The 19,922-nt window shown below is 69.2% G+C and carries 17 protein-coding genes; 9 read left to right on the forward strand and 8 right to left on the reverse strand.

What is annotated here, in order from left to right; genetic code table 11:
• Positions 1–450: 450 nt before the first annotated feature.
• Positions 451–3,369, reverse strand: coding sequence for a PQQ-dependent sugar dehydrogenase (locus tag ACZ6SD_RS28735; RefSeq protein WP_465320139.1), 2,919 nt, complete (start codon positions 3,367–3,369; stop codon positions 451–453).
• Between the two features lie 222 nt (positions 3,370–3,591).
• On the opposite strand from ACZ6SD_RS28735, the gene ACZ6SD_RS28740 reads away from it, so the two are divergent.
• The 5 genes from ACZ6SD_RS28740 to ACZ6SD_RS28760 all read left to right on the forward strand — a co-directional run bounded on the left by ACZ6SD_RS28740 (position 3,592) and on the right by ACZ6SD_RS28760 (position 8,038).
• Positions 3,592–4,713, forward strand: coding sequence for a nucleotide disphospho-sugar-binding domain-containing protein (locus ACZ6SD_RS28740; RefSeq protein ID WP_465320140.1), 1,122 nt, complete (start codon positions 3,592–3,594; stop codon positions 4,711–4,713).
• A gap of 30 nt (positions 4,714–4,743) precedes the next feature.
• A complete protein-coding gene (locus tag ACZ6SD_RS28745) occupies positions 4,744–5,004 on the forward strand; it encodes an acyl carrier protein (protein WP_091455316.1) in 261 nt (86 codons plus the stop codon).
• 3 nt (positions 5,005–5,007) lie between these two features.
• Complete coding sequence (locus ACZ6SD_RS28750) at positions 5,008–6,501, forward strand: amino acid adenylation domain-containing protein (RefSeq protein ID WP_465320141.1); 1,494 nt, start codon at positions 5,008–5,010, stop codon at positions 6,499–6,501.
• A gap of 65 nt (positions 6,502–6,566) precedes the next feature.
• Entirely contained in the window at positions 6,567–7,652 is a 1,086-nt protein-coding gene (locus ACZ6SD_RS28755; RefSeq protein WP_465320142.1) for a nucleotide disphospho-sugar-binding domain-containing protein, read from the forward strand.
• 38 nt (positions 7,653–7,690) lie between these two features.
• On the forward strand, positions 7,691–8,038 hold the full coding sequence (locus tag ACZ6SD_RS28760; protein WP_465320143.1) for a nuclear transport factor 2 family protein: 348 nt from the start codon (positions 7,691–7,693) through the stop codon (positions 8,036–8,038).
• A gap of 150 nt (positions 8,039–8,188) precedes the next feature.
• Here the strand turns inward: ACZ6SD_RS28760 and ACZ6SD_RS28765 are convergent, their stop codons facing one another.
• The 5 genes from ACZ6SD_RS28765 to ACZ6SD_RS28785 are packed head-to-tail and all read right to left on the reverse strand — an operon-like array spanning position 8,189 to position 14,233.
• The gene (locus ACZ6SD_RS28765; protein ID WP_465320144.1) at positions 8,189–9,286 is read right to left on the reverse strand and encodes an acyltransferase family protein; all 1,098 of its coding nucleotides are present in this window, start codon (positions 9,284–9,286) and stop codon (positions 8,189–8,191) included.
• A 40-nt stretch (positions 9,287–9,326) separates the two neighbouring features.
• Positions 9,327–10,916, reverse strand: coding sequence for an ABC transporter ATP-binding protein (locus tag ACZ6SD_RS28770; RefSeq protein WP_465320145.1), 1,590 nt, complete (start codon positions 10,914–10,916; stop codon positions 9,327–9,329).
• A complete protein-coding gene (locus tag ACZ6SD_RS28775; protein WP_465320146.1) occupies positions 10,913–11,749 on the reverse strand; it encodes an ABC transporter permease in 837 nt (278 codons plus the stop codon). The genes ACZ6SD_RS28770 and ACZ6SD_RS28775 overlap by 4 nt, the downstream gene beginning before the upstream one ends.
• Positions 11,746–12,699 carry an ABC transporter permease gene (locus ACZ6SD_RS28780; protein ID WP_465320147.1) on the reverse strand — a complete coding sequence of 318 codons (954 nt, stop codon included), beginning with the start codon at positions 12,697–12,699 and terminating at the stop codon, positions 11,746–11,748. Before ACZ6SD_RS28780 ends, ACZ6SD_RS28775 begins: the two co-directional genes overlap by 4 nt.
• Positions 12,700–12,712: 13 nt before the next feature.
• Entirely contained in the window at positions 12,713–14,233 is a 1,521-nt protein-coding gene (locus tag ACZ6SD_RS28785; RefSeq protein WP_465320148.1) for an ABC transporter substrate-binding protein, read from the reverse strand.
• A 200-nt stretch (positions 14,234–14,433) separates the two neighbouring features.
• Here ACZ6SD_RS28785 and ACZ6SD_RS28790 point away from each other — a divergent pair, with 200 nt between their 5' ends.
• Positions 14,434–15,903: an MFS transporter gene (locus ACZ6SD_RS28790; RefSeq protein ID WP_465320149.1), complete on the forward strand. Its 1,470-nt coding sequence runs from the start codon at positions 14,434–14,436 to the stop codon at positions 15,901–15,903.
• Positions 15,900–16,292: a DUF3224 domain-containing protein gene (locus tag ACZ6SD_RS28795; RefSeq protein ID WP_465320150.1), complete on the forward strand. Its 393-nt coding sequence runs from the start codon at positions 15,900–15,902 to the stop codon at positions 16,290–16,292. The genes ACZ6SD_RS28790 and ACZ6SD_RS28795 overlap by 4 nt, the downstream gene beginning before the upstream one ends.
• Positions 16,293–16,684: 392 nt before the next feature.
• Here ACZ6SD_RS28795 and ACZ6SD_RS28800 read toward each other — a convergent pair whose 3' ends face one another.
• Together ACZ6SD_RS28800 and ACZ6SD_RS28805 are read right to left on the reverse strand one after the other, a co-directional pair.
• Entirely contained in the window at positions 16,685–17,245 is a 561-nt protein-coding gene (locus ACZ6SD_RS28800; RefSeq protein WP_465320151.1) for an NUDIX hydrolase, read from the reverse strand.
• A gap of 53 nt (positions 17,246–17,298) precedes the next feature.
• Positions 17,299–18,618 carry a helix-turn-helix domain-containing protein gene (locus ACZ6SD_RS28805; RefSeq protein ID WP_465320152.1) on the reverse strand — a complete coding sequence of 440 codons (1,320 nt, stop codon included), beginning with the start codon at positions 18,616–18,618 and terminating at the stop codon, positions 17,299–17,301.
• A 47-nt stretch (positions 18,619–18,665) separates the two neighbouring features.
• Here ACZ6SD_RS28805 and ACZ6SD_RS28810 point away from each other — a divergent pair, with 47 nt between their 5' ends.
• Together ACZ6SD_RS28810 and ACZ6SD_RS28815 are read left to right on the forward strand one after the other, a co-directional pair.
• Complete coding sequence (locus tag ACZ6SD_RS28810; RefSeq protein ID WP_465320153.1) at positions 18,666–18,860, forward strand: hypothetical protein; 195 nt, start codon at positions 18,666–18,668, stop codon at positions 18,858–18,860.
• Positions 18,861–19,148: 288 nt separating this feature from the next.
• On the forward strand, positions 19,149–19,826 hold the full coding sequence (locus tag ACZ6SD_RS28815; RefSeq protein ID WP_465320154.1) for a Crp/Fnr family transcriptional regulator: 678 nt from the start codon (positions 19,149–19,151) through the stop codon (positions 19,824–19,826).
• The last annotated feature ends 96 nt before the right edge of the window (positions 19,827–19,922 follow it).

Raw genomic sequence — 19,922 nt, forward strand, 5'->3', positions numbered from 1 at the left:
GGTGGGGAGCCTTCGGCCCCACGACCACGGCAAGTTTAGGGATCTTCCTTCACCCCCAAAGAAACCACTCCACCCCATCGAGCACCTGGCGAGCGCTGGTGCGGCTTCGTGGGGGCGTGGGTTCGTTGCCCGGTCCGCTCCCATCGAGCACTGGGCGAGCCTCGATTTGGCCTGGCAGGAGGCGGGTGGCAGGAGGTCGGGGTGGCTGCTCCACCCCCTTGAGCACCTGGCAGCGTTAGGTGTGGCTGGCGGGTGCTTGGTGTGCCTCTTGGTCCACACCTCTTGGCACTGGGCAGGGCGGACTTGGTTGGCGGGAGGGGAGTGGGCTGCCCCGCTTCCACTGGGCAGGCAGGGCGGGTCTGGTGGGTTTGGGTTTGTCTGGGAAAAGAGCAGGCCCGGCCACTGTTGCCAGTGGTCGGGCCTGCGGTTGGGGCTGGGTGTTGCCAGGTGTTACCAGCGGTAAGCGGTGGCTACGCCGGTGGAGAAGCTGTAAAGGATGTAGCCGCCCTGGAAGTCGCTGCGGCGGCCGCCGTTGATGCCGTATTCGTTGCTGGTGGGGTAGCCGAGCCAGGAGCGTTCCCAGCCCATGGAGGACCACAGGTTGCGGATCTTGCCTCGGACGTCGTGGGCTCCGGTGCTGGGGGTCCAGTAGATGGAGCCGTTCTGCTGGAAGTGGTTGTAGCGGCCGACGCCGTCGGGGGTGCGTTCCTCGTTGGTGGTGGGGTAGCCGAGGACGGAACGCTCCCAGCCCATGGAGGACCACAGGGTGCGGATGTTCCCTCGGATGTCGTGGGCTCCGGTGCTGGGGGTCCAGTAGATGGAACCGCCCTGGAAGTGGTTGTAACGGCCGATTCCGTCTGGGGTGCCGGTCTCGTCGGTGGTGGGGTAGGCCAAGGGAGACGTCACGTCGCCCATGGTGCGCCAGCGGGTGTAGATGTCGCCCCAGACCAGGTGGGCGCCGGTTGCTGAGGTCCAGTAGATGGATCGGCCGCCGGTGAACAGGTTGTACCGGCCGCCGCCAGCGGGGGCGGCGGACTCGTCGGTGGTGGGTAGGCCGTAGCCGAGGGCGCCGCCAGCGGCCAAGTATGATTTGAGGATGTTCCCGCGGACGTCGTGGACGCCGGTGGCCGGGCTCCAGTAGAGCCTGCCGCCGGTGTACTCGCGCCAGCGCATCGTGGGATCGCCCTGTTCGACCGAGGTGGGGGTGCCGAGAACGCCGCGGAGGGTGGCGTCGGTGGTGTAACGGCGGTCGATGGGGGTCAGGTAGGTCGCCGTGTAGGTCACGTCGGCGTTGGGCATGACCAGGCCGCGGACCCGGGGGGCGCCGTCGGACCAGCGGTCGAAGGTGGCGACGCCGTCGAGGGCGGCTTCGGGGGCGATGACGGTGAGCTGCTGCCCCACGGTGAACAACTCGGTCGTGGTCTGCTGGTCGCCCAGGGTGAAGTCCGCCGGAACGCTGCTGACCACGGTGAGCCTGCGCTGGAGGGGAAGCGCGATGAACGTCTTCGTCGTCGTGGCTCCCCGGCTGTCGGTGACGATCGCGGTGATCTCCAGGCGGGTGTCGCCGGGGTGCCCGTCGAAGGCCATCGAGAACGTGTTCCCGTCCTGCCGCGCGCCCGGGTGGGAGTGGCAGTCGAGGCCGTGGCAGTGCACCGTGTCGGTCGCCCAAGCCACGCTGACCGGGCCGTCCTCGACGTCGGTGGCCGTGGCGGTCGCGGTGATGACGTCGCCGACGCCGAACTTCCGGCTCGGGTCCGGGGGTGTCAGCGTCAGGGCGGGGGCGTTGTTGCGCGGGTAGACCGTGGTGGTGGCCGTGCCGCTCGCGCCGAACGAGTCGGTCACGGTGAGCGTCACCTGGTAGGACTCCGGGGACGCCGCGTAGGTGCGGGTGGCGGTCGCGCCGGTCGCGGTGGCGCCGTCGCCGAAGGACCAGGTGTAGGTGAGGGCGTCGCCGTTGGGGTCGAACGACTTGGTCGCGTCGAAGGTGACCGTGCCGGTGGCCGCGTCGTTGGTCGAGGCGATCGACGCGGTCGGCGCGTTGTTGCCGGGCTGGTACACGATCCGGCGCAGGCTGGCCGAGCCGATGTCGGCGAACACGATGTCCCCGCCGACCGGCATCGCGCGCAGCGAGACGGGCGCGCCGACCCCGGTCGCCCAGGACGTCGGCTGCGCGGGCGTGGTCACCCGGCCGGTGGCGTCGAAGCCCATCGTCCACAGACGACCGGAGGTGTAGTCGCCGAAGAAGTACTTGCCCGAGTACTCGGCCGGGTAGGTCGAGCCGGTGTACACGAGGCCGCCGGTGATGCTGGTGCCCAGTCCGGCCGCGTGGTGGTAGGCGTGGATGGGCGGCACGCCGGAGCGGCCGACGCAGCCGGGCAGGTCGCGGTAGCCGGGCGTGGTGCCCGCCCCTTCCCAGCACGGCCAGCCGTAGTCGCTGCCGGGGTTGACGAAGTTGACCTCTTCCCACAGGTTCCAGCCGACGTCGCCGACGATCGGGGTGCCGGTGCCCGGGGCCAGGCTGAACCGGAACGGGCTGCGGAACCCGCTCGCGTAGACCAGGCTGCGCACCGCGCGCGGCGCGGCGGCGTCGTAGTACGGGTTGCCGGGAACGCCGCTGCCGTCCGGGCGGAGGTGCAGCAGCTTGCCGTGCGGGTCGTCGCGGTTGCCCGCGCGCAGCGCGCGCTCGTCGACGATGCGCCAGTCGGCGTTGTCGCCGATGGTCACCCAGATGGTGCCGTCGGCCGCGACTTCGAGGCCGGTCATGGCGTGCACGTCGGTGTCGGCGGACGTTTGCAGCACGATCTGCTCGGAGCCGAGGCCGGTCGGCTCACCGGCGGCGTTGGTGGTGACCGTCCAGCGGCTGAGCCGCAGGAAACCGACCGGGCCGGAGCCTGGGCCGGTGCCTGCCACGGCGCGCGCGGTGTAGATGTGGCGGCTGGTCTCGTAGTCGGTGGCGACGCCGATGCCGGTCAGGCCGAGGTCCTGTTCGGCGCGGACGGGCAGGGTGGCCAGCAGGCGCGGCGCGCCGGTCTGCGGCGCCCAGGTGACCTTGCCGTACTTGCCGACCGCGAGCACGCTCGAATCCGGGAGGAACGCGAAGTCGGTGAGCAGGTCGCCCGGGTCGGACGCGCTGCTCGGCGGGCGCAGCCCGGTGGGGATGTCGCGCAGCACGAAGCCGCTGGGCAGGGCGGGCGCGGCGGCGGCGACGCCGGGCAGCGCGACCAGGAGGCCGCCCAGGACGGCGCCGACCAGGGCGCCTGCCAGCAGGGCCCGCGACCGTCGTCGGCGGGTCGTTCCCCCAGGTGAGGCCCCTTCGTCACGGGCTGGATCGGATGATCCGTCGGGCAGTCGACCGGCGGCTCGCAGCATTGCGGCAGTCCCCTCGCGTGTTGCTTTGTGTACACGCGCTATCGACTTATCACCCAGAAGTGTTGCCGATGTCCGATAACTATTTAGCTCTGCGTGGTGGTTCGGGCCGGATTTGAGTGCGCAACGTGCTCAGAAGTAGGCAGAGGGCGACGGGCGCGGTCGGAACACTGGGGTGCGGCTCAGTCCAGGCCGCAGTCGAGACCCCCGGAGGAGCGTGCCGCCATGCGCGTTCTGTTCGCGTCCAACCCGCACCCGTCGCACATGTTCCCGATGGTGCCGCTGGCCTGGGGGCTGCGGGCGGCGGGGCACGAGATCCTGCTCGCCACGACCGCCGACATCCTGACCAAGCCGACCGGCCTGCACGTCGCCGACATCGCCCCCGGGTTCGACATGGCCCAGGCCCGGCTCGACCTGGAGCGCGACCACCCCGACGTGGTCTCCGAGATGCAGTCCAAGCCGTTCATGGACATGGACGGCTCCGCGTTCCTGTGGGCCCGGATGGCCGCCGGGCCGATCGGCGACGGCCTGGTCGACATCGCCGAGGCGTGGCGGCCCGATCTGGTCGTCTACTCGCAGCTGTGGCCCGCGGGCCTGCTCGCCGCGGCGAAGCTCAAGGTGCCCGCGGTCAGCCACGGCGTCGGGTTCATGCGCACCCGTGACCTGGAGGACCGGCAGTTCGAGGACATGGCCGACATCCGCGCCCGGCACGGCGTCGCCGAACCGCCCAGGTGCAGGCTGAACGTCGACGTGTCGCCGGAGAGCATGGCCGAGTCCGACGGCTGGAACGTGCGCTACATGCCGCACAACGGCGGCGGCGAGATCCCCCGCTGGCTGCTGGAACGGCCGGTGCGTCCGCGGATCGCGGTCACCCTCGGCACCGTGCTGCTCAAGCGGGTCGGGCTCACGCCGGTCCGCAGGCTCGTCGACGAGGCGGCCAAGGTCGACGCGGAGTTCGTGCTGGCGCTGGGAAAGGTCGACTACGACGAGCTGGGCCCGTTGCCGGACAACGTGAAATCCGGCGGCTGGGTCCCGCTCACCGCGCTGTTGCAGACTTCCCACGCGGTCGTGCACCACGCCGGGTCCGGCACCACGTTCACCGCGCTGCACGCGGGCATCCCGCAGCTCATGCTCCCGGTGTTCGGCGACCAGTTCGTCAACACCGAGGTCGCCGTCGAACGCGGCGGCGCGCTGGCCGGAACGCTCGCGGAGATCACCGCGGGCCAGCTCGAACGCCTGCTGCACGACGAGACCCTGGTCAAGAGCGCGCGCGACATCCGCCTGGAGATGGCCGCGATGCCGACGTCCGCGCAGCTGGCCCAGAAACTGTCCACTTTGGTCCGCTAGGTAATCCCGCTAGGAAACAAGGAGAAGATGATGACCTGGGACACGGAGTTCGAGTGCGTGATCCGCTGCTACCTGCCCAGCCTCGACATGGACGCCGCGCTGGAGCCGGACCTCGCGTTGCCCGCCTTCGGCCTGGACTCGATCGGCATGGTCGGCCTGGTCGCCTCGCTGGAGCAGATGTACGGCATCGTCTTCCCGGACGAGGAGTTGGTCCCGGCGAACTTCGCCACCCCGCGGGCGGCCTGGGCGACGGTGACCTCGCTCATCGCCCGCGACCGCATCGCGGGCTGAGCCATGCCGCCCCGGCCGCTGCACCACTGGTTCCTCGACGGGGTGCGCGCCAACCCGGACGGGGTCGCGCTGCGGATCAACAGCACGCTGTGGACCTACACCGAGCTCGACGCGCTCGCCCGGACCTGGGCGGGCGCGCTGGTCCGGCACGGCGGCTGCAAGCGGGTCGGCGTCCTCGCGGCCAAGTCGCTTGAGTCCTATGTGGGCTTTCTCGCGACGCTGTACGCGGGGGCGGCTTTCGTGCCGCTCAACCCGGAGTTCCCGGCCGAGCGCAACCGAGCCGTGCTCGCCGCCGCGGGCGTCGACGCGCTGATCGTCGACCCGGCGGGCGTGGCGCAGGTGGACCAGCTCGGCGACCTGCCGCTGGTGCTGGCCAGCGAACGGGTTCCGGGCGGCATAGTGCCCGACAGCCGGGACGCGTTGGTGAGCCTGCCCGACGGCTCGCCGGACGAGCTGGCCTACATCCTGTTCACCTCGGGGTCGACGGGCGTGCCGAAGGGGGTGCCGATCCGGCACCGCAACATCGGCGCGTTCATCGAGGTCTGCCTCGGCCGCTACGACGTCGGCCCGGCGGACGTGTTCAGCCAGGTCTACGAGCTGACCTTCGACCTGTCGATGTTCGAGGTCTGGGTCGCGTGGGCGAGCGGAGCGTGTTTGACGGTGCTCAACCGGTTGCAGGCGCTCAATCCGCTGCGCTACGTGCGCTCGCACGGGATCACGGTGTGGACGTCCACGCCGAGCTTGGTGGGGGCGCTGCGGACCCGGGGCGCGCTGCCCGCCGGGAGCATGCCCGGATTGCGGCACACGGTGTTCTGCGGCGAGCCGCTGCCGGTGGAAAGCGCCGCCTACTGGCAGACCGCCGCGCCGAACGCGGTCGTGGACAACCTTTACGGGCCAACGGAACTGGCGGTGGCCTGCACCGGATACCGGTTCACCGGCGCGACGACCGAAGGCACCGTGCCCATCGGCGAGGTGTTCCCCGGAATGCGCTGCGCGCTGCTGGACGAGGACGGCGCGGTCGACCCGAGGGTGGGGGAGCTGTGCTTCACCGGGCCGCAGATGTTCGGCGGCTACCTCGACCCGGCAAACGATGCCGGCAAGTTCGTGGAACTCGACGGCGAGACCTGGTACCGCACCGGGGACCGCGCCCGGCTCACCGACGACGTGGGGTTGGTCCACTTGGGACGAAACGACAACCAGGTGAAAGTCCAGGGCTACCGCATAGAACTCGGCGACATCGAGAGCGCGGTGCGGGCGGCGGGTCCCGGCCTCGACGGGTCGGCGTTCGCCGTGGACGGCACGCTGGTCGCGTTCGTGACCGGTCCCGCGTCGACCGACCTCGCCGCGGTGGCCAAGCGGCTGGCCACCGTGCTGCCCGGCTACATGCTTCCCAAACACCTGTGGCACACCGAGCCCGTGCTCACCGGCAACGGCAAGGTCGACCGGCTGGCGCTGCGCGCGGAAGCCGCCCGCAGGCTCGGCTTATCACTGTCCTGACCTACACACGAGGGGTACCAGAAGCCATGCGCGTCCTGTTCGCACCGAATCCACATCCGTCGCACATGGCGCCGCTGGTGCCGCTCGCCTGGGGGCTGCGCGCCGCGGGGCACGAGGTGCTCCTGGCCACCACCCGGGACATTCTGGTGCAGCCCACCGGGTTGCACGTCGCCGACATCCAGCCCGGGTTCGACATGAACCAGGCGCGCCAGGACCTCGATCGCGATTACCCGGACCTGATCAGGGAGTTGGCGAGCAAGCCGTTCACGGAGATGGAGGGGCCGTCGTTCTTATGGGCCCGCATGGGCGCGGGCCCCATCGGCGACGGCCTGATCGACGTGGCGCAGGCGTGGCGGCCGGACCTGATCGTGTACTCCCAGTTATGGCCCGCGGGCCTGGTCGCCGCGGCGAAACTCGGCGTGCCCGCGGTCAGTCACGGCATCGGCTTCATGCGCACCCGCGACCTGGAGGACCAGCAGTTCGCCGACATGGCCGACATCCGCGAGCGGCACGGCGTCGGCGGCCTGCCCGAGATCCGCCTGACCGTGGACGTCTCCCCGGAGAGCATGGCCGAGTCCGACGGCTGGAACGTGCGCTACATGCCGCACAACGGCGGCGGCGAGATCCCCCGGTGGCTGCTCGACAAGCCCGAGCGCAAGCGGATCACGGTGACGTTCGGCACGATGCTGCTCAAACGCGTCGGCGTGGAACCCGTGCGGCGCCTGGTGTCCGAGGCGGGCAAGGTCAACGCCGAGTTCATCTTGGCACTGGGCAAAGTGGACTACGACGCCTTAGGTCCCCTGCCGCGCAACGTGAAGCTCGGCGGCTGGCTGCCGTTGACCGCAGTGTTGCAGACCTCCGACGCGGTCGTGCACCACGCCGGTTCGGGCACCACGTTCACCGCCCTGCACGCGGGCATCCCCCAGATGCTCATGCCCGCCTTCGCCGACCAGTTCGCCAACACCAAGGCCGCCGTCGACCGCGGCGGCGCCATCGAGGGCGCCCTGCACGAGGTCACCGCGGACCAACTGGACCGACTGCTCACCGACGAGACCCTGGTCAAAAGCGCCCGCGACATCCGCCTGGAGATGGCCGGAATGCCCACCCCCGCCCACCTGGCCCGCAAACTCGAAACTCTCGTAGCGGCCTGACTCACAACCGATGTCCCACCGATGAGGAGAACCCCACTATGACCGCGCAGATCCACCCCATCTTCGCGCAGATGGCCGAGTGCACGGCCCGCAACGACCTCGACGCCCTGATGGACCTCTACCACCCCGAGGCCGAGTGGAGCCGCTTCCAGGGCATCCTCAAGGGCCGCGACGAAATCCGCGCCGTCAACGAAAAATACTGGGCCCTGGGCGTCGAGTTCGTCTCCATGGACGAATACATCGACAGCGGCGACACGATCATGACCCGCAGCACCATGCGCATCGACGGCCGAGAGGAAGTCGCCTTCGGCGCCTACGTCCTCAAGGACGGCAAACTCTGGCGCATCTTCGGCGCCGTCGAAGGCGGAGCCGTCGCCTTCTGGTGACCCCGAACAGATAAGGCCGCCGGAACAGCAAGAGGAAGCCCCTGAGTGGTAACCCCACTCAGGGGCTTCCTCTTGTGGCAGCGAGTGCCGAGACGGAGTGGACGAGATGAACGCCCGCGTCGAGCACGCCCGAACCCCTGGGCGATGTCGTCACCTCGCGGGGAGCTTTGTGCGTGGCTTCGGCCGGGTCAGGGGCCGTTCCACGGTCACGTGCAGGGCCCACGAGAGCAGGAGCGTGACCGCCAGCGCCAACGCCAGCACCGCCACCCCGCCGAGGAGGCCCCAAGTCGTGCCGAGCAGGCGGTGGCCGTGGACCAGGACCATCCAGTGGAGCAGGTAGAAGGCGAACGAGATCTCGCCCAGCCACACCATGCCCCGGCTGCGGAACGGCGAGAACGCGCCCCGGGCGTCCGCGGCCGCGGCGGAGGCGATGAGCAGGGCCAGCGGCACCAGGGCGATGGCGACCTTGCAGTACAGGTACGGCACGGTGAACGCCGCCAGATACGCCAGCCCGGCCACCAGTCCAGCCACTCCCAGCGACGGCGGGGTCCAGCGACCGTCCCGCACGAGGCGGGCGACGAGCATGCCCAGGGTGAACTCCAGCACCCGCGTCGGTGGGAACAGGTAGACGAACCAGATGGCGTAGAACGACATCTGCCCACCTGGCGTGGGCACCTGGGGGTCCGCGGGTAGCGACTGCGCGATCAGCGGCACGGTGAACACCAAGACCACCACCCCGCCCGCCCACCACCACAACCGGTCCACCGCGATCCGGCGGATTCCGGCGTGTAGCAAGGGGAACAACGCGTAGAACAGCACCTCGCACGCCAGCGACCACGCCACGATGTTCGCGCTGTTCAACACTTCCGGCACCGGCGCCCAGGCGTGAACGAGCAGCAGGTTCGGCAGCACCTGCCACCCCACTGCCTGCCCCGCCCCAAGCGCGAGCACAACCGCCGCACCCCAGGTCACCACGTGGTTCGGGTAAATCTTGCGCGCCCGCCGCCCCCAAAACCCCCACCGCGTGTCCTGCTGACGCGCGGTCCACGTGAGGATGAACCCACTGAGCACAAAGAAGAACTCCACCCCGAAGAACCCCGCCCGGCTGAACACCTGCCCCACCGCGGCAGCCGTCCCCGGATCATCGAAAACCCCTTCGATGCTCGCGTGGAACCCGAACACCATCCCCGCCGCCACAAACCGCAACCCGGTCAACGACGGCAGCCGCGTCCCTGCCAATTCGCTCATCGCTCCCCCTCCAGCCAGCCTCCGCCCACGCCAACAGGCCCTAGGCGGCGCCTGCTTTTCGGGGGGCTCGGTTGGCCAGCTCGGTGCGGAGGGACGGGACGGCGGCGACCAGTTCGGCGGTCCACTCGTGTTGGGGGTTTCCCAGGACCTCATGGACGGTGCCCTGTTCGGCGACCACGCCCGCGCGGAGGGACAGCACGCGGTCGGCCATGCGGGCGATGACGCCGAGGTCGTGGGTGATCAGGACGACGGCCAGGTCTTCCGTGCGGCTGAGCTCGGCCACCAAGTCCAGGACCCCAGCCTGCACGCGCACGTCCAGGCTGGAGGTGATCTCGTCGCACACCAGCAGCTCCGGTTTCGCCGCCAGGGCGCGGGCGATGGTCACCCGTTGCCGTTGCCCGCCGGACAGTTGCCGGGGGTAGCGGGCCGCCATCTCGGCGGGGAGGCCGACCAGGGACAGCAGACGCGTCGTCTCCGCTTCGGCCGCCGCCTTGTCCATGCCTTGCAGGACACGAAGGGGGCGGGCGATGGCGGCGCCGACGGTGCGGCGCGGATTCAGTGAACCGGCCGAGTCCTGGGGCACGAGTTGCACTTTGCGCCGCTGGGCCAGGGTTCGGTCGCGGACGTTGACCGGCATGACCTCGCCGTCGATCAGCACCTGCCCGGAGTCGGGGCGGTGGTGGCCGCTGACGCAGCGCGCGATGGTCGTCTTCCCGGTGCCGGACGCGCCGAGCAGCGCGACGCATTCGCCCCGCGCCACCTGAAACGACACACCGTCCGAAGTGGTCACTTTGCGCCTGCCGCGGCCGTGGCCCGCGACGAGGTCGCGGACTTCCAGCAGCGGAGCCGAAGCGCGCGCCGGGCTGTCCTTGTCGAACGCCTCCGCGATGTCCGGCACGGCGGCGACAAGCTCCGCGGTGTACGGGTGTTTCGGCGCGGTCAGCGTCGCGGCGAGCGGGCCCTCTTCCACGACCCGCCCCGAGCGCAGCACCACCAGCCGGTCCGACAGCCGGGCGGCGGCGATCAGGTCGTGGGTGATGAACAGCAGCGTGATTCCCCGCGCCGCGGCCAGCTCCTCGATCTGGGTCAGCACCAAGGCTTGCGTGATGACGTCCAAACCGGTGGTCGGCTCATCGAGGATCAGCACGGCGGGCTCGCCCGCCATCGCCCGAGCGAGGGCGAGCCGCTGCTGCTGCCCTCCGGAAAGCTGGTGCGGGAACCGCCGCTGGAACGCGCGATCACCAGGCAGCCCAACGCCTTCGAGGTGTCGGGCGACCGACTCCGGCGACGGATCCGTTGCCAGCTCGGCGATCTGTTTGCCGACCCGCATCGTCGGGGTCAGCGCTGTCGCCGGGTCCTGCCCGAGGTAGGCGAACGAGTCACGGCGCAGCGCCCGCAATTCCCGCTCGCCCAACGAGAGCACGTCGCGGCCGTCGAACGTGATCGACCCGCCCGCGGCCCGCAGGCCGGGGCGGATGGCGCCCAGCAGGGCGGTGGCCAGGGTCGTCTTGCCAGAACCGGACTCGCCGACGATGCCGACCCGGTCGCCCGGCTCGACGCGCAGCGTGACCCGGTCGAGCACGGCCCGACCGGCGGTGTCGGCGACGGTGAGGTCGGAAATGGAGATCATGAGCCGATCTTTCCTGCGAGGCGGTCAAGGGCCAGGTTGGTGGAGACGGCGAGGACCGCGAGGCCGATGGCGGGCGCGACGACACCCCAGGGGGTGAGCGTGATGCCCTCCATGTTCTCGCTGATCATCGCGCCCCAGTTCGGGGCGTCCGGGCCGAAGCCAAGGAAGCCCGCCGAGGCGGTGAGGGTGATCGCGATCGCCAGCCGGGTGCCCGCGTCGGCCAGGATGGGCCGCACGATGTTCGGCAGGATCTCCCGCAGCAGAATGGAAAACGAGCTGTCGCCCAACGCGACCGCCGCGTCGACAAATCCACTGTGGACCAATTGGACGGTGGCCGCGCGGGCGACCCGGGACACGAACGGCACACCGGTGATCACCACGGCCGCGATCAGCGTCGCGGTCGAGTAGCCCCAGCCGTTGAGCAGGATCAGCATCGCCAGGATCGGCGGGAACGCCAGGAACAGCGCGTCGAACCGGGACACGACCGCGTCGAACCAGCCGCCGAGATATCCCGCCGCCGCGCCGAGGGCGGTGCCGAGCACGGCCGTCACAATGGTCGCCACGACTGGGATCACGATCAGCGGCCGTCCGCCGGTCAGCATCCGCACCCAGACGTCGCGGCCGGTCGCGTCGGCGCCGAGCGGCAGGCCGCCGCCCGCCTCGGTGTACGGCGGCGCGACGATCAGGCTGGGATCGGCGCTGGTCAGCCACGGTCCGGCGATCGCGAGCGCGGCGACCGCGATACCGGGCAACAGGAACAGGATGCCGACCAGTCCGCGCCGCCGGGCGGCGGGCGCGGGCGGCACCGCGCGGGTCAGGATGCTCTCGTTCATGCTGCCGTCCTCAGCTTCGGGTTGACGAGCAGGCCGATCAGGTCGGCGATCACGAGCGAGCCGATGATGATGCCCGCCAGCAGCAGCCCGACCCCTTCCAGGACCGGCGTGTCGTGGTGGCGGACGGAGTTGACCAGCGTCTCCGACAGCCCGGGGTAGTTGAAAATCTGCTCGATCACCGCCGTGCCGCCGAACAGCGCGCTCGCCAGCCACGCGTACGCCTGCGCGGCCGGGCCGATCGTGGCCGGGATCAGGTGCCTGCGGATCACCTGCCGCTCGGGCAGCCCGGCGAGCCGCGCCGCCTCGACGTTGGGCGCGGTGTTGGCGTCGATCACGATGGCGCGGATCAGCCTGCTCGCCCACGCCGCCGCGAAGATCGTCAGCGACGCCACCGGCAGAATCAGGATCTCCGGCCGGTCGATCGGCGCGCCGCCCGCGGGCACCAGCGACACCGCGGGCAGCCAGCCCAGCACCGAGGAGAACAGCAGGACCAGCAGACCGGCGATGACGAACTGCGGAATCGACACCGCCACCAGCGCGCCGCCGGAGAGCAGCCGGTCGATCCGGCTGCCCGGCCGCAGCCCGGCGGCGAGGCCGAGCGCGGTGGCGATGACGATCGTGGCCAGCGCCGCGAGCACGGTCAGCAAAGCCGTGTCCGCCAACGGGATCGCGACGATCTCGGCGACCGGCGCGCGTTCCAGCACGCTCACGCCGAGGTCGCCCTGAACCGCGTTGCCGATCCATTCCAGATACCGCACGGCCAGCGGCCGGTCCAGGCCGAGTTCCGCGCGGACCAGCGCGGTCTGCTCAGCGGTAGCGTTAATTCCCAGCGACGCGGAAGCCGCGTCGCCGGGCAGCACCTCCGAGCCAGCGAACAGCACGACCGACACGGCCAGCAGCGTGCCCGCCGCCGCGAGCAGCCTGCGCAGGACGAAAACCAGTGCTCTCATGGGCTTTCCCCGCTCACGCCGACGCGCGCATGAACAGCGGCAGCGAGTCGCGCATCGCGACGTCGCGCACCCCCGGCCGGGACGCGTCGATCTGCTCCTGGAAGCCCCACACCACATCGCCGCCCTCGGCGTGGAACTGGCGCTGGATCGCGGCGAACTGCTCGGCGCGCTTGCCGTCGTCCACGGTCTGCTGCGCGGCGGTGAGCCTGCGGTGGTGGTCCTCGCCCGCGCCGGTCACGTTGAACGGCGCCTTCGAGTTGGTGACCGCGGCCAAGTGCACCGCGGCGGGCCGGTTCAGGTAGTAGAAGCCCTGGAACGGCACCGTGGCAAGGGATTTGAGGTCGGCGTAGTAGGTGTCGGCCGGAACCTGCTGGAGGTTCAGCTTCACCCCGGCCTGCCCAAGCTGCTGGGCGAACAGCTGCGCCGCGCCGACCATTCCCGGGACCAGCTCGGCGATCCGCAGCGTCAGCTCGCTGATTCCGGCCTCCGTGAACAGTTTCCGCGCCTGGTCGAGATCCTGGTTACGCTCGGGCAGGTCGGCGTAGCCGGGCAGACCGAGGCCGATCACGTCGTTGGCGGGCGTTCCCAGGCCCAGCAGGGAGTTGTTCACCAGCGCCTTGCGGTCCACGGCCAGCCGAACGGCCTTGCGCACCCTCGGGTCGTCAAACGGCTTGAGCCGCTGGTTCATGCTGAACGACAGGCCGTTGGAGTTGGCCGCGCCGCCGCGGCGCAGCTCCAGGTTCTGGTTCGCCCGCTCCGCCTGCGCGCCGGTCGCGCTGATGCCCACCGCGTAGTCGATCTCGCCCGCCTTGAGCGCGTTGAGCCGTGCGGGCGCGTCGGCCATCCGCACGATGTCCAAACGGGACAGTGGCGGCCGCTGGCCCCAGTAGTCCTTGTTGCCCAACAGCACCACGTTCTTGCCGTCGTTGGTCTCCAGCCGGTAGGGGCCGGAGCCGTCCGCCTTGGTGAAGTCGGTGGTGCCCTCGGGGAAGACGACCGAGAAGATGACCAGGATGGCCTCGCGGAAGTCGCCGCGCGGGCGCTTGAGCGGCACTTCGAGGGTGGTCGCGTCGACAACCTTGATGTTGGCGCCGTCGACGTCGGCGTAGACCGAGCTTCGGGTGCTCTTGGGCGCGCCGATGGTCTGCAGGCTGTAGGCGACGTCGGCGGCGGTCACCGGCCTGCCGCTGTGGAACTTCACGCCCGGCCGGATCCGGATCGTCCACCGCGTCGCGTCGGCGTTGGGCGTGACGGACTCGGCCAAACCTAAGGCGTACTTGCCGTTGTCGATGAACATCAGCGAGTCGTAGACGTGGTGCAGGACCATCAGGCTCGCGCCGTAGCCGATGGCTCGCGGGTCGAGCGCGGTGCTCTTGGTCGCGTCGGCGATCCCGATGCGCAGGGTCGACGCGCCCCCGGTGTCGCTGCCCGAGGCCCGCGACGCGCAGCCGGTGAGCGCCCCGCCGCCGGTGATGGCGGCGGCGAGCGCGGACAGCTGGAGGAATCGGCGGCGGTCGATGGTGGTGGGAGTCATGACGGGAGGCTCCTCGCTCGGATCGCTCAGTCGGCGGTGAGCCACCGAGGGTGCCGAACGCTTTCGTCACCGTCTGCACAAATCTGTGCAGCGCCAATCACACTTCCGTGTGCTCAGTTCTGAGCATTCCCCGGCGTGGTCCCGCCCATACCGTCAGTCCCACCTGTGTCACCGCGCGTACCCACCAGGGAGAGGCTCTTATGTCGGACACATTCGAGCGGGTAGAGGAGACCGCCAAGGCGCCGCCCACCGCGGCCGCCGTGGGCAAGGTCGTCCTGCTGACCCTGCTGCTGGCCGAGTTCATGGTCCAGATCGACGCCACGATCGTGAACGTGTCGCTGCCCAGCATCCAGACCGAACTCGGGTTCACCGGCAACAGCCTGGCCTGGGTCGTCAACGGCTACATGCTGCTCTACGGCGGCCTCCTGCTGCTCGGCGGCAGGCTCGCCGACGTCTACGGGCGCAGGCTCGTGCTGATGACCGGCGTGTCGGTGTTCACCGTCGCGTCGGTGGTCTGCGGGCTCGCCCAAGACCCGGTCACCATGGTCCTGGCCAGGGCGGTGCAGGGCATGGGCGGCGCCGCCGCGGCCCCCGCGGTGCTGTCGCTGATCATCACCATGTTCGCCGAGGGCCCCGCCCGCAACAAGGCGCTGGCGGCCTGGGGCGGCGCCAGCGCGGGCGGATCGCTGTTCGGCCTGCTCATCGGCGGTGTGCTGACCTCGACAACCGACTGGCGGTGGATCTTCCTGATCAACCTGCCGATCGGCGTCGCGATCGTCGTGCTGGCCCCGATCGTGCTCAAGGAAAGCAAGGCGGACAAGCGCCCGTCCCTCGACGCCGCCGGGGCGGTGACCATCACCGCGGCGCTGCTGATCGTCACCTACGCCCTGCTCGACGCGCACAGCGGCGGCAGCGCGTTCTCCCTGTCGTCCCTGATTCTGCTGGGCGTCGGCCTGGCTTTGGTCGGCGTGTTCATCGCCGTGGAGAAACGTCACCATGACCCGGTGATCCCGCTGACGCTGTTCCGCAACCGCAACACCGCGGGCTCACTGGGGGCGACCGCGCTGTTCGGCACCACCCAGATGGGGTACTTCTTCTTCGTCACCCTGTACCTGCAGAACGTCCTGGGCCTCAGCGCCATCCAGACGGGCTTGTCGTACCTGCCACTGCTCGCGGGCTACGCGGTCACCGCGGGCCTGGCCACGAAGATCATCGCCGCCAAGGGCGTCCGCACCGCACTGGTGCCCGGCCTGGTCAGCGTCACGGTCGGTATGGCCTGGCTGTCCCAGGTCCCGGCCGACGGCTCCTACTGGGTGAACGTCCTGGGTCCCACGGTGCTCGCGGGCATCGGTTTGGGCCTGACGTTCGTGCCGCTGTCCATCTCGTCCACCGCGGGCATCGACCCCCGCAACGCGGGCGCCGTCTCCGGCCTGTTCAACGTCGCCATGCTCGTCGGCGGCGCGGTTGGCATCGCGGTGCTGACCACCGCGGCCGCATTCACCGGCCCCATTCCCATGGCCCCCCTCAGCGCGCCGACGTCCGAGGCTATCGGCGGCTTTGAGGGCGTCTTCCTCGCTGGGGCGGGTCTTGCCGCGCTTGCGCTGCTGGTTTGCCTGACGGTCCTGCGCGTTCCCCAGCAGACATCCGAAACATCTGAAGGAATCTCATGACCAACGCCACTGGAAAGTTTGTCACCACGAGCTGGGAGGAAGCGCCGTACGACCAGGCGGACGACGCTCCGGTTATCGCCAAAGCTGACGTTCGCAACACCTTTGAGGGCGACATCGTCGGTGAGGGAACCTTGACTTACCTGCTGGCCTATCCGAAGGACTACGCCAGCTTTGTCGGCATCCAGCGTGTCACTGGGGCGCTTGGGGGTAAGACGGGGCAGTTCATCCTGCAAACCGAGGGCGTCGTGGATGGCGGACCGCCTTCTTCGACCTGGTTCGTGGTTCCTGGCTCGGCGACTGGTGAGCTGGTGGGGCTGCGGGGGAAGGGGACTGTGGTCGCGCTCGACGGGACTACTGCTGAGTATACTTTGGACTATCACTTCGCCTGATTGCTCGCTGCTGTGGGGCCACCTTCGGTGTTCTGGAGGTGGCCTCGCGGGCTGCTCTGTGTGGGTTGCTCGATGGGGTGGAGTGGTTTCTTTGGGGCCCCTACGAAGGAAGATCCCGTCGTGGGAAAGACGGGTGGGGAGCCTTCGGCCCCACGACCACGGCAAGTTTAGGGATCTTCCTTCACCCCCAAAGAAACCACTCCACCCCATCGAGCACCTGGCAGGCGTCGGTTCGGCTTCGTGGGGGGCTGGTTCGCTGTCCCGCTCTCACTGGGCCACCTGACAAGGCAGGGTACGGCTGGTAGGAGGGCGTTCGCTGCTCCGCCCCCTCGTTAGGATGCGGCTGCGCTGTTTGAACGGATGGATGCGGTTGAGGTGCCGCTGCCCGCTCGTTAATTGGCCAGGACGAACATCAGGCCGAGTTGGGTTCCGGCGCCGATGATATCGCCGTTGGCGATCATGGCTTGGATCTTGGATAGGGGTACCCATTCGACTTGGGTGGCCTCGTTGCTGTCCGGAGGGGAGCCGATGTTTTCGGCGCCTTCGGCTAGGTAGATCAGGTTCTCGAAATCGGCTGTGCCCGCTAGGGGTTGGAAGGTGGTCAGGAGGCGGAGGGAGTGGGGGCGCCAACCGGTTTCCTCTTCGATTTCACGCGCTGCTGTGCGCGCTGGGTCTTCGTTGGGGTCGGCGTAGCCGCCTGGGAGTTCCCAGGTCCAGCGGTTCATGATGAAGCGGTGGCGGTAGATCAGCAGGACGTGGTCTCGGTCGTCGTTGAGCACTACGGTCATGCTTGCCTTGGGCATGCGCAGAACGTATTGCTCGAATCGCACGCCGTCGGGTAGTTCGACATGTGCGATCGCCACGTCGATTCGGCGGGTGTTGTCGACAAGACGTTCCTCGTGGATACGCCATGTTGGGAGCCGGTGGTGTGATTCTTCGCTGCTCGTCGGCATTCTCAACCCGTGATCATGGGAAGGTCGGCGGCGGGTGTCGGGTTGGCCGGGGGTCAGGTGTTCTTGTCGCGTAGGCCCTCTAGGCGTTTCCAGGCCCAGACCGCTATGGACAGGGCGCCTTCTTCCTCGGCGTCGGCGGCCAGGATGCGCAATTGGGTTCTGGCCGTTTCGGGTTCTCCTGCTTCTTCCGCGGCCAGTGCCAGGGTGCGGCGGGAGCGCAGCAGTTCGTAGCCCGCTACTTCGCCTCGGGATAGGACTTCCTGGCAGATTCGCATGGCTTCGCGGGGGTTGCCGGAGGCCAGTTCGTAGCGGGCCTCCAGGCTGTCCACCTCGTCGCGGTCGGTGGACATGCTTAGGGTGCGTTGGGCGCTGCGGGCGTCGGCGATCAGCTTCTTCACCTCCGCCAGGTCGCCGCCGCAGTCCAGTTGGATGGAGGCGGCGGCGCGGCAGAAGCGCAGCCAGTCTTGGACGGGCATCGAGCCGTTGAGGGAGTCTCGGGCGTGTTCCAGGTGGGCCAAGGCGTCTTCGCGCCTGCCCGCGCGGCCGAGGGCGACGGCCGCGGTCCAGTAGGCGCGGCCGGAGGTCGCGGGGCTGTCGAGGGTGGCGGCCGCGGCGAGCATGGGGTCGATCAGCTCGATCGCTAGTCCGGACTCGTCCAGGTCGCAGAGCACGGAGATTTGCACGGCGTACAGGCGCACCTCCTCGGCCGTGCCCGCGAGCGGGCTGGTGACCAGGGCGTGCTGGGTCTCGCCGAGCAGGGTCCGGGCGCGGCTCATCTCGCCGACGGCGCGGCAGGCGGTGGCCAGATCGATGTTGATCGACAGCAGGATGGTCTCCAGGCCCGCGGTCTCGGCGACCTTGGCGAGCTCGTCCAGCACCGTGAGCCGGTGCCGGTGCTCGTTGGTCATGCCGAGGATGCGCTGCAACGACATCCCGCTCTCGATGATCGCGGTCGGCTCGCCAAACTGGCGGGCCCGGTCGAACGAGTCCTCCGCGTGCCTGCGGGCGTCGACCAGGTCGCCGGAAGCGAAGGCGGACTGGGTCAGAATCCGGGTCATAAGTTGACCAGAGTCATGCTCGCTGGTCCGAACAGTCGACGGACGTTCCTCCTCCGGCCAACTGTCGCCCGCCAGGTCGCGGGCGCGCACGCCGAGCACCTTCGCGAGTTGGTGAACAACCTCCAGAGTCGGTACCCGGTTACCCGCTTCCAGCAGGGAGACATAACTGGCGCTGATGGTTCCGCCGGACACGAGGTGGCGCTGGGACATCCCGCGGCTCAACCGAAGACTCTTCAGTCGTTGACCGAATTCGGGCTGGCTGACCTTACCTGCCCGGACAGGATTTGACAATTGTTGACTCCTGTGCTGACTCATGATTTCCTCTAGTCACTGACTCAAGTCAACAAGCTTCGGAGGAAATCATGAAGACGATCGCCACCGCCGTGATGACCGCCGCGCTGGCCCTCACCGGGATCGGTCTGTGCCATGCTGACCCCTCTGGCAGTGGACGTTTAGAGCTCAACTCTACCTCACACCAGGTAGAACTCACCGGTGGCGACGGAAACGTTCCAGCATCCGGTGCGCCCGCCAAGACCCTTGACTGGCCCTGGATCTGATGCCCGACCCAGGCCTCGGCCATGACTTTTGTAAGATCGTCGCCCTTGACACGAGCCCTCAGGGTCCGGTCGACGGCCGACACGAGCGCAAGGCGGGTCTCCTCAGAGCGGGCGGGCGCTAGCTCGACGTTACTGCTGTCGACCCACACGGTGTCCGTTTGGCCTGATCAGCGCTCCGATGCGCGATTCTTCGCCAGCACCGATCGGACGGATGCCGACAGCTTGTCAACACGCAGGTCAACGATCAGTCATCGCGCAGGCCGCGTACCGAGGGGGTAAACCATGTCCATGACCTTGGCTCCGTTATCCGGCATCACGTTCGGGGAGCGGTTGGAGAGCGTGATCACCGGGCAGGCGCTCAGCGCGTCGTCGGTCCGGATCGACAAGAACGCGAACGTCTACAACTGCGGCTATCGCAGCGACCACGTCTACCTGGTCCGCGCGGGCCGCATCAAGACCGTCATGTACTCCAAGGGCGGCAAGGAATGCCTGCTGTCCATCCACCCGGCGGGCGACCTGTTCGGCGAGCTGTGCGTGCTCGGCGGCCCGCGCGCGGAGACCGCCATCGCCATGGTGCCCAGCGTGTTGCAGTCCATGGCCATGGACGTCTTCCACGCCGCCCTGCGCCGCGAGGGCCTGGTCGAGGACTTCGTCCGGCACATGGCCCTGCGCCTGGCCGAGCAACAGCAGGTCATCAGCGACCTGGTCACCGTCGACAGCGAGCAGCGGCTCGGGTCGACGCTGCTCAGCCTCGGCCGCAAACTCGGCAAGCGCGAGGCGAGCACCCTGCGCATCGACGAGAAGATCACCCAAGAGGAACTGGCGGGCATGGTCGGCACGACCCGGTCCCGCGTGGGGCACTTCCTCAAGCGCTTTCGCGAGGCGGGCATCGTGGAGGTTCGCCAGGGCTGCTTCCTGCGCATCGATGAGCAGCGCCTGATGGCCTACCTCGATGCCCGAATCTGAGCTTCGGAACGGCCGTTGCCATCGCCGCCGGTGAGCGGGGACCATGGCGGGTGCGAGCGGTGAACCGGGCCGAGCAGGGTCGGCTACGGGCGCCGT

The sequence above is a fragment of the Actinokineospora sp. NPDC051303 genome, assembly GCF_055586285.1.

What these genes read in the sequence shown, in the direction of transcription:
- ACZ6SD_RS28735 (WP_465320139.1), bottom strand. Translation starts at nt 3,369, where the DNA reads ATGCTGCGAGCCGCCGGTCGACTGCCCGACGGATCATCCGATCCAGCC.
- ACZ6SD_RS28750 (WP_465320141.1), top strand. Translation starts at nt 5,008, where the DNA reads ATGCCGCCCCGGCCGCTGCACCACTGGTTCCTCGACGGGGTGCGCGCC.
- ACZ6SD_RS28815 (WP_465320154.1), top strand. Translation starts at nt 19,149, where the DNA reads ATGACCTTGGCTCCGTTATCCGGCATCACGTTCGGGGAGCGGTTGGAG.
- ACZ6SD_RS28755 (WP_465320142.1), top strand. Translation starts at nt 6,567, where the DNA reads ATGGCGCCGCTGGTGCCGCTCGCCTGGGGGCTGCGCGCCGCGGGGCAC.
- ACZ6SD_RS28790 (WP_465320149.1), top strand. Translation starts at nt 14,434, where the DNA reads ATGTCGGACACATTCGAGCGGGTAGAGGAGACCGCCAAGGCGCCGCCC.
- ACZ6SD_RS28765 (WP_465320144.1), bottom strand. Translation starts at nt 9,286, where the DNA reads ATGAGCGAATTGGCAGGGACGCGGCTGCCGTCGTTGACCGGGTTGCGG.
- ACZ6SD_RS28795 (WP_465320150.1), top strand. Translation starts at nt 15,900, where the DNA reads ATGACCAACGCCACTGGAAAGTTTGTCACCACGAGCTGGGAGGAAGCG.
- ACZ6SD_RS28760 (WP_465320143.1), top strand. Translation starts at nt 7,691, where the DNA reads ATGACCGCGCAGATCCACCCCATCTTCGCGCAGATGGCCGAGTGCACG.
- ACZ6SD_RS28805 (WP_465320152.1), bottom strand. Translation starts at nt 18,618, where the DNA reads ATGAGTCAGCACAGGAGTCAACAATTGTCAAATCCTGTCCGGGCAGGT.
- ACZ6SD_RS28785 (WP_465320148.1), bottom strand. Translation starts at nt 14,233, where the DNA reads ATGACTCCCACCACCATCGACCGCCGCCGATTCCTCCAGCTGTCCGCG.
- ACZ6SD_RS28770 (WP_465320145.1), bottom strand. Translation starts at nt 10,916, where the DNA reads ATGATCTCCATTTCCGACCTCACCGTCGCCGACACCGCCGGTCGGGCC.
- ACZ6SD_RS28745 (WP_091455316.1), top strand. Translation starts at nt 4,744, where the DNA reads ATGACCTGGGACACGGAGTTCGAGTGCGTGATCCGCTGCTACCTGCCC.
- ACZ6SD_RS28775 (WP_465320146.1), bottom strand. Translation starts at nt 11,749, where the DNA reads ATGAACGAGAGCATCCTGACCCGCGCGGTGCCGCCCGCGCCCGCCGCC.
- ACZ6SD_RS28810 (WP_465320153.1), top strand. Translation starts at nt 18,666, where the DNA reads ATGAAGACGATCGCCACCGCCGTGATGACCGCCGCGCTGGCCCTCACC.
- ACZ6SD_RS28780 (WP_465320147.1), bottom strand. Translation starts at nt 12,699, where the DNA reads ATGAGAGCACTGGTTTTCGTCCTGCGCAGGCTGCTCGCGGCGGCGGGC.
- ACZ6SD_RS28800 (WP_465320151.1), bottom strand. Translation starts at nt 17,245, where the DNA reads ATGCCGACGAGCAGCGAAGAATCACACCACCGGCTCCCAACATGGCGT.
- ACZ6SD_RS28740 (WP_465320140.1), top strand. Translation starts at nt 3,592, where the DNA reads ATGCGCGTTCTGTTCGCGTCCAACCCGCACCCGTCGCACATGTTCCCG.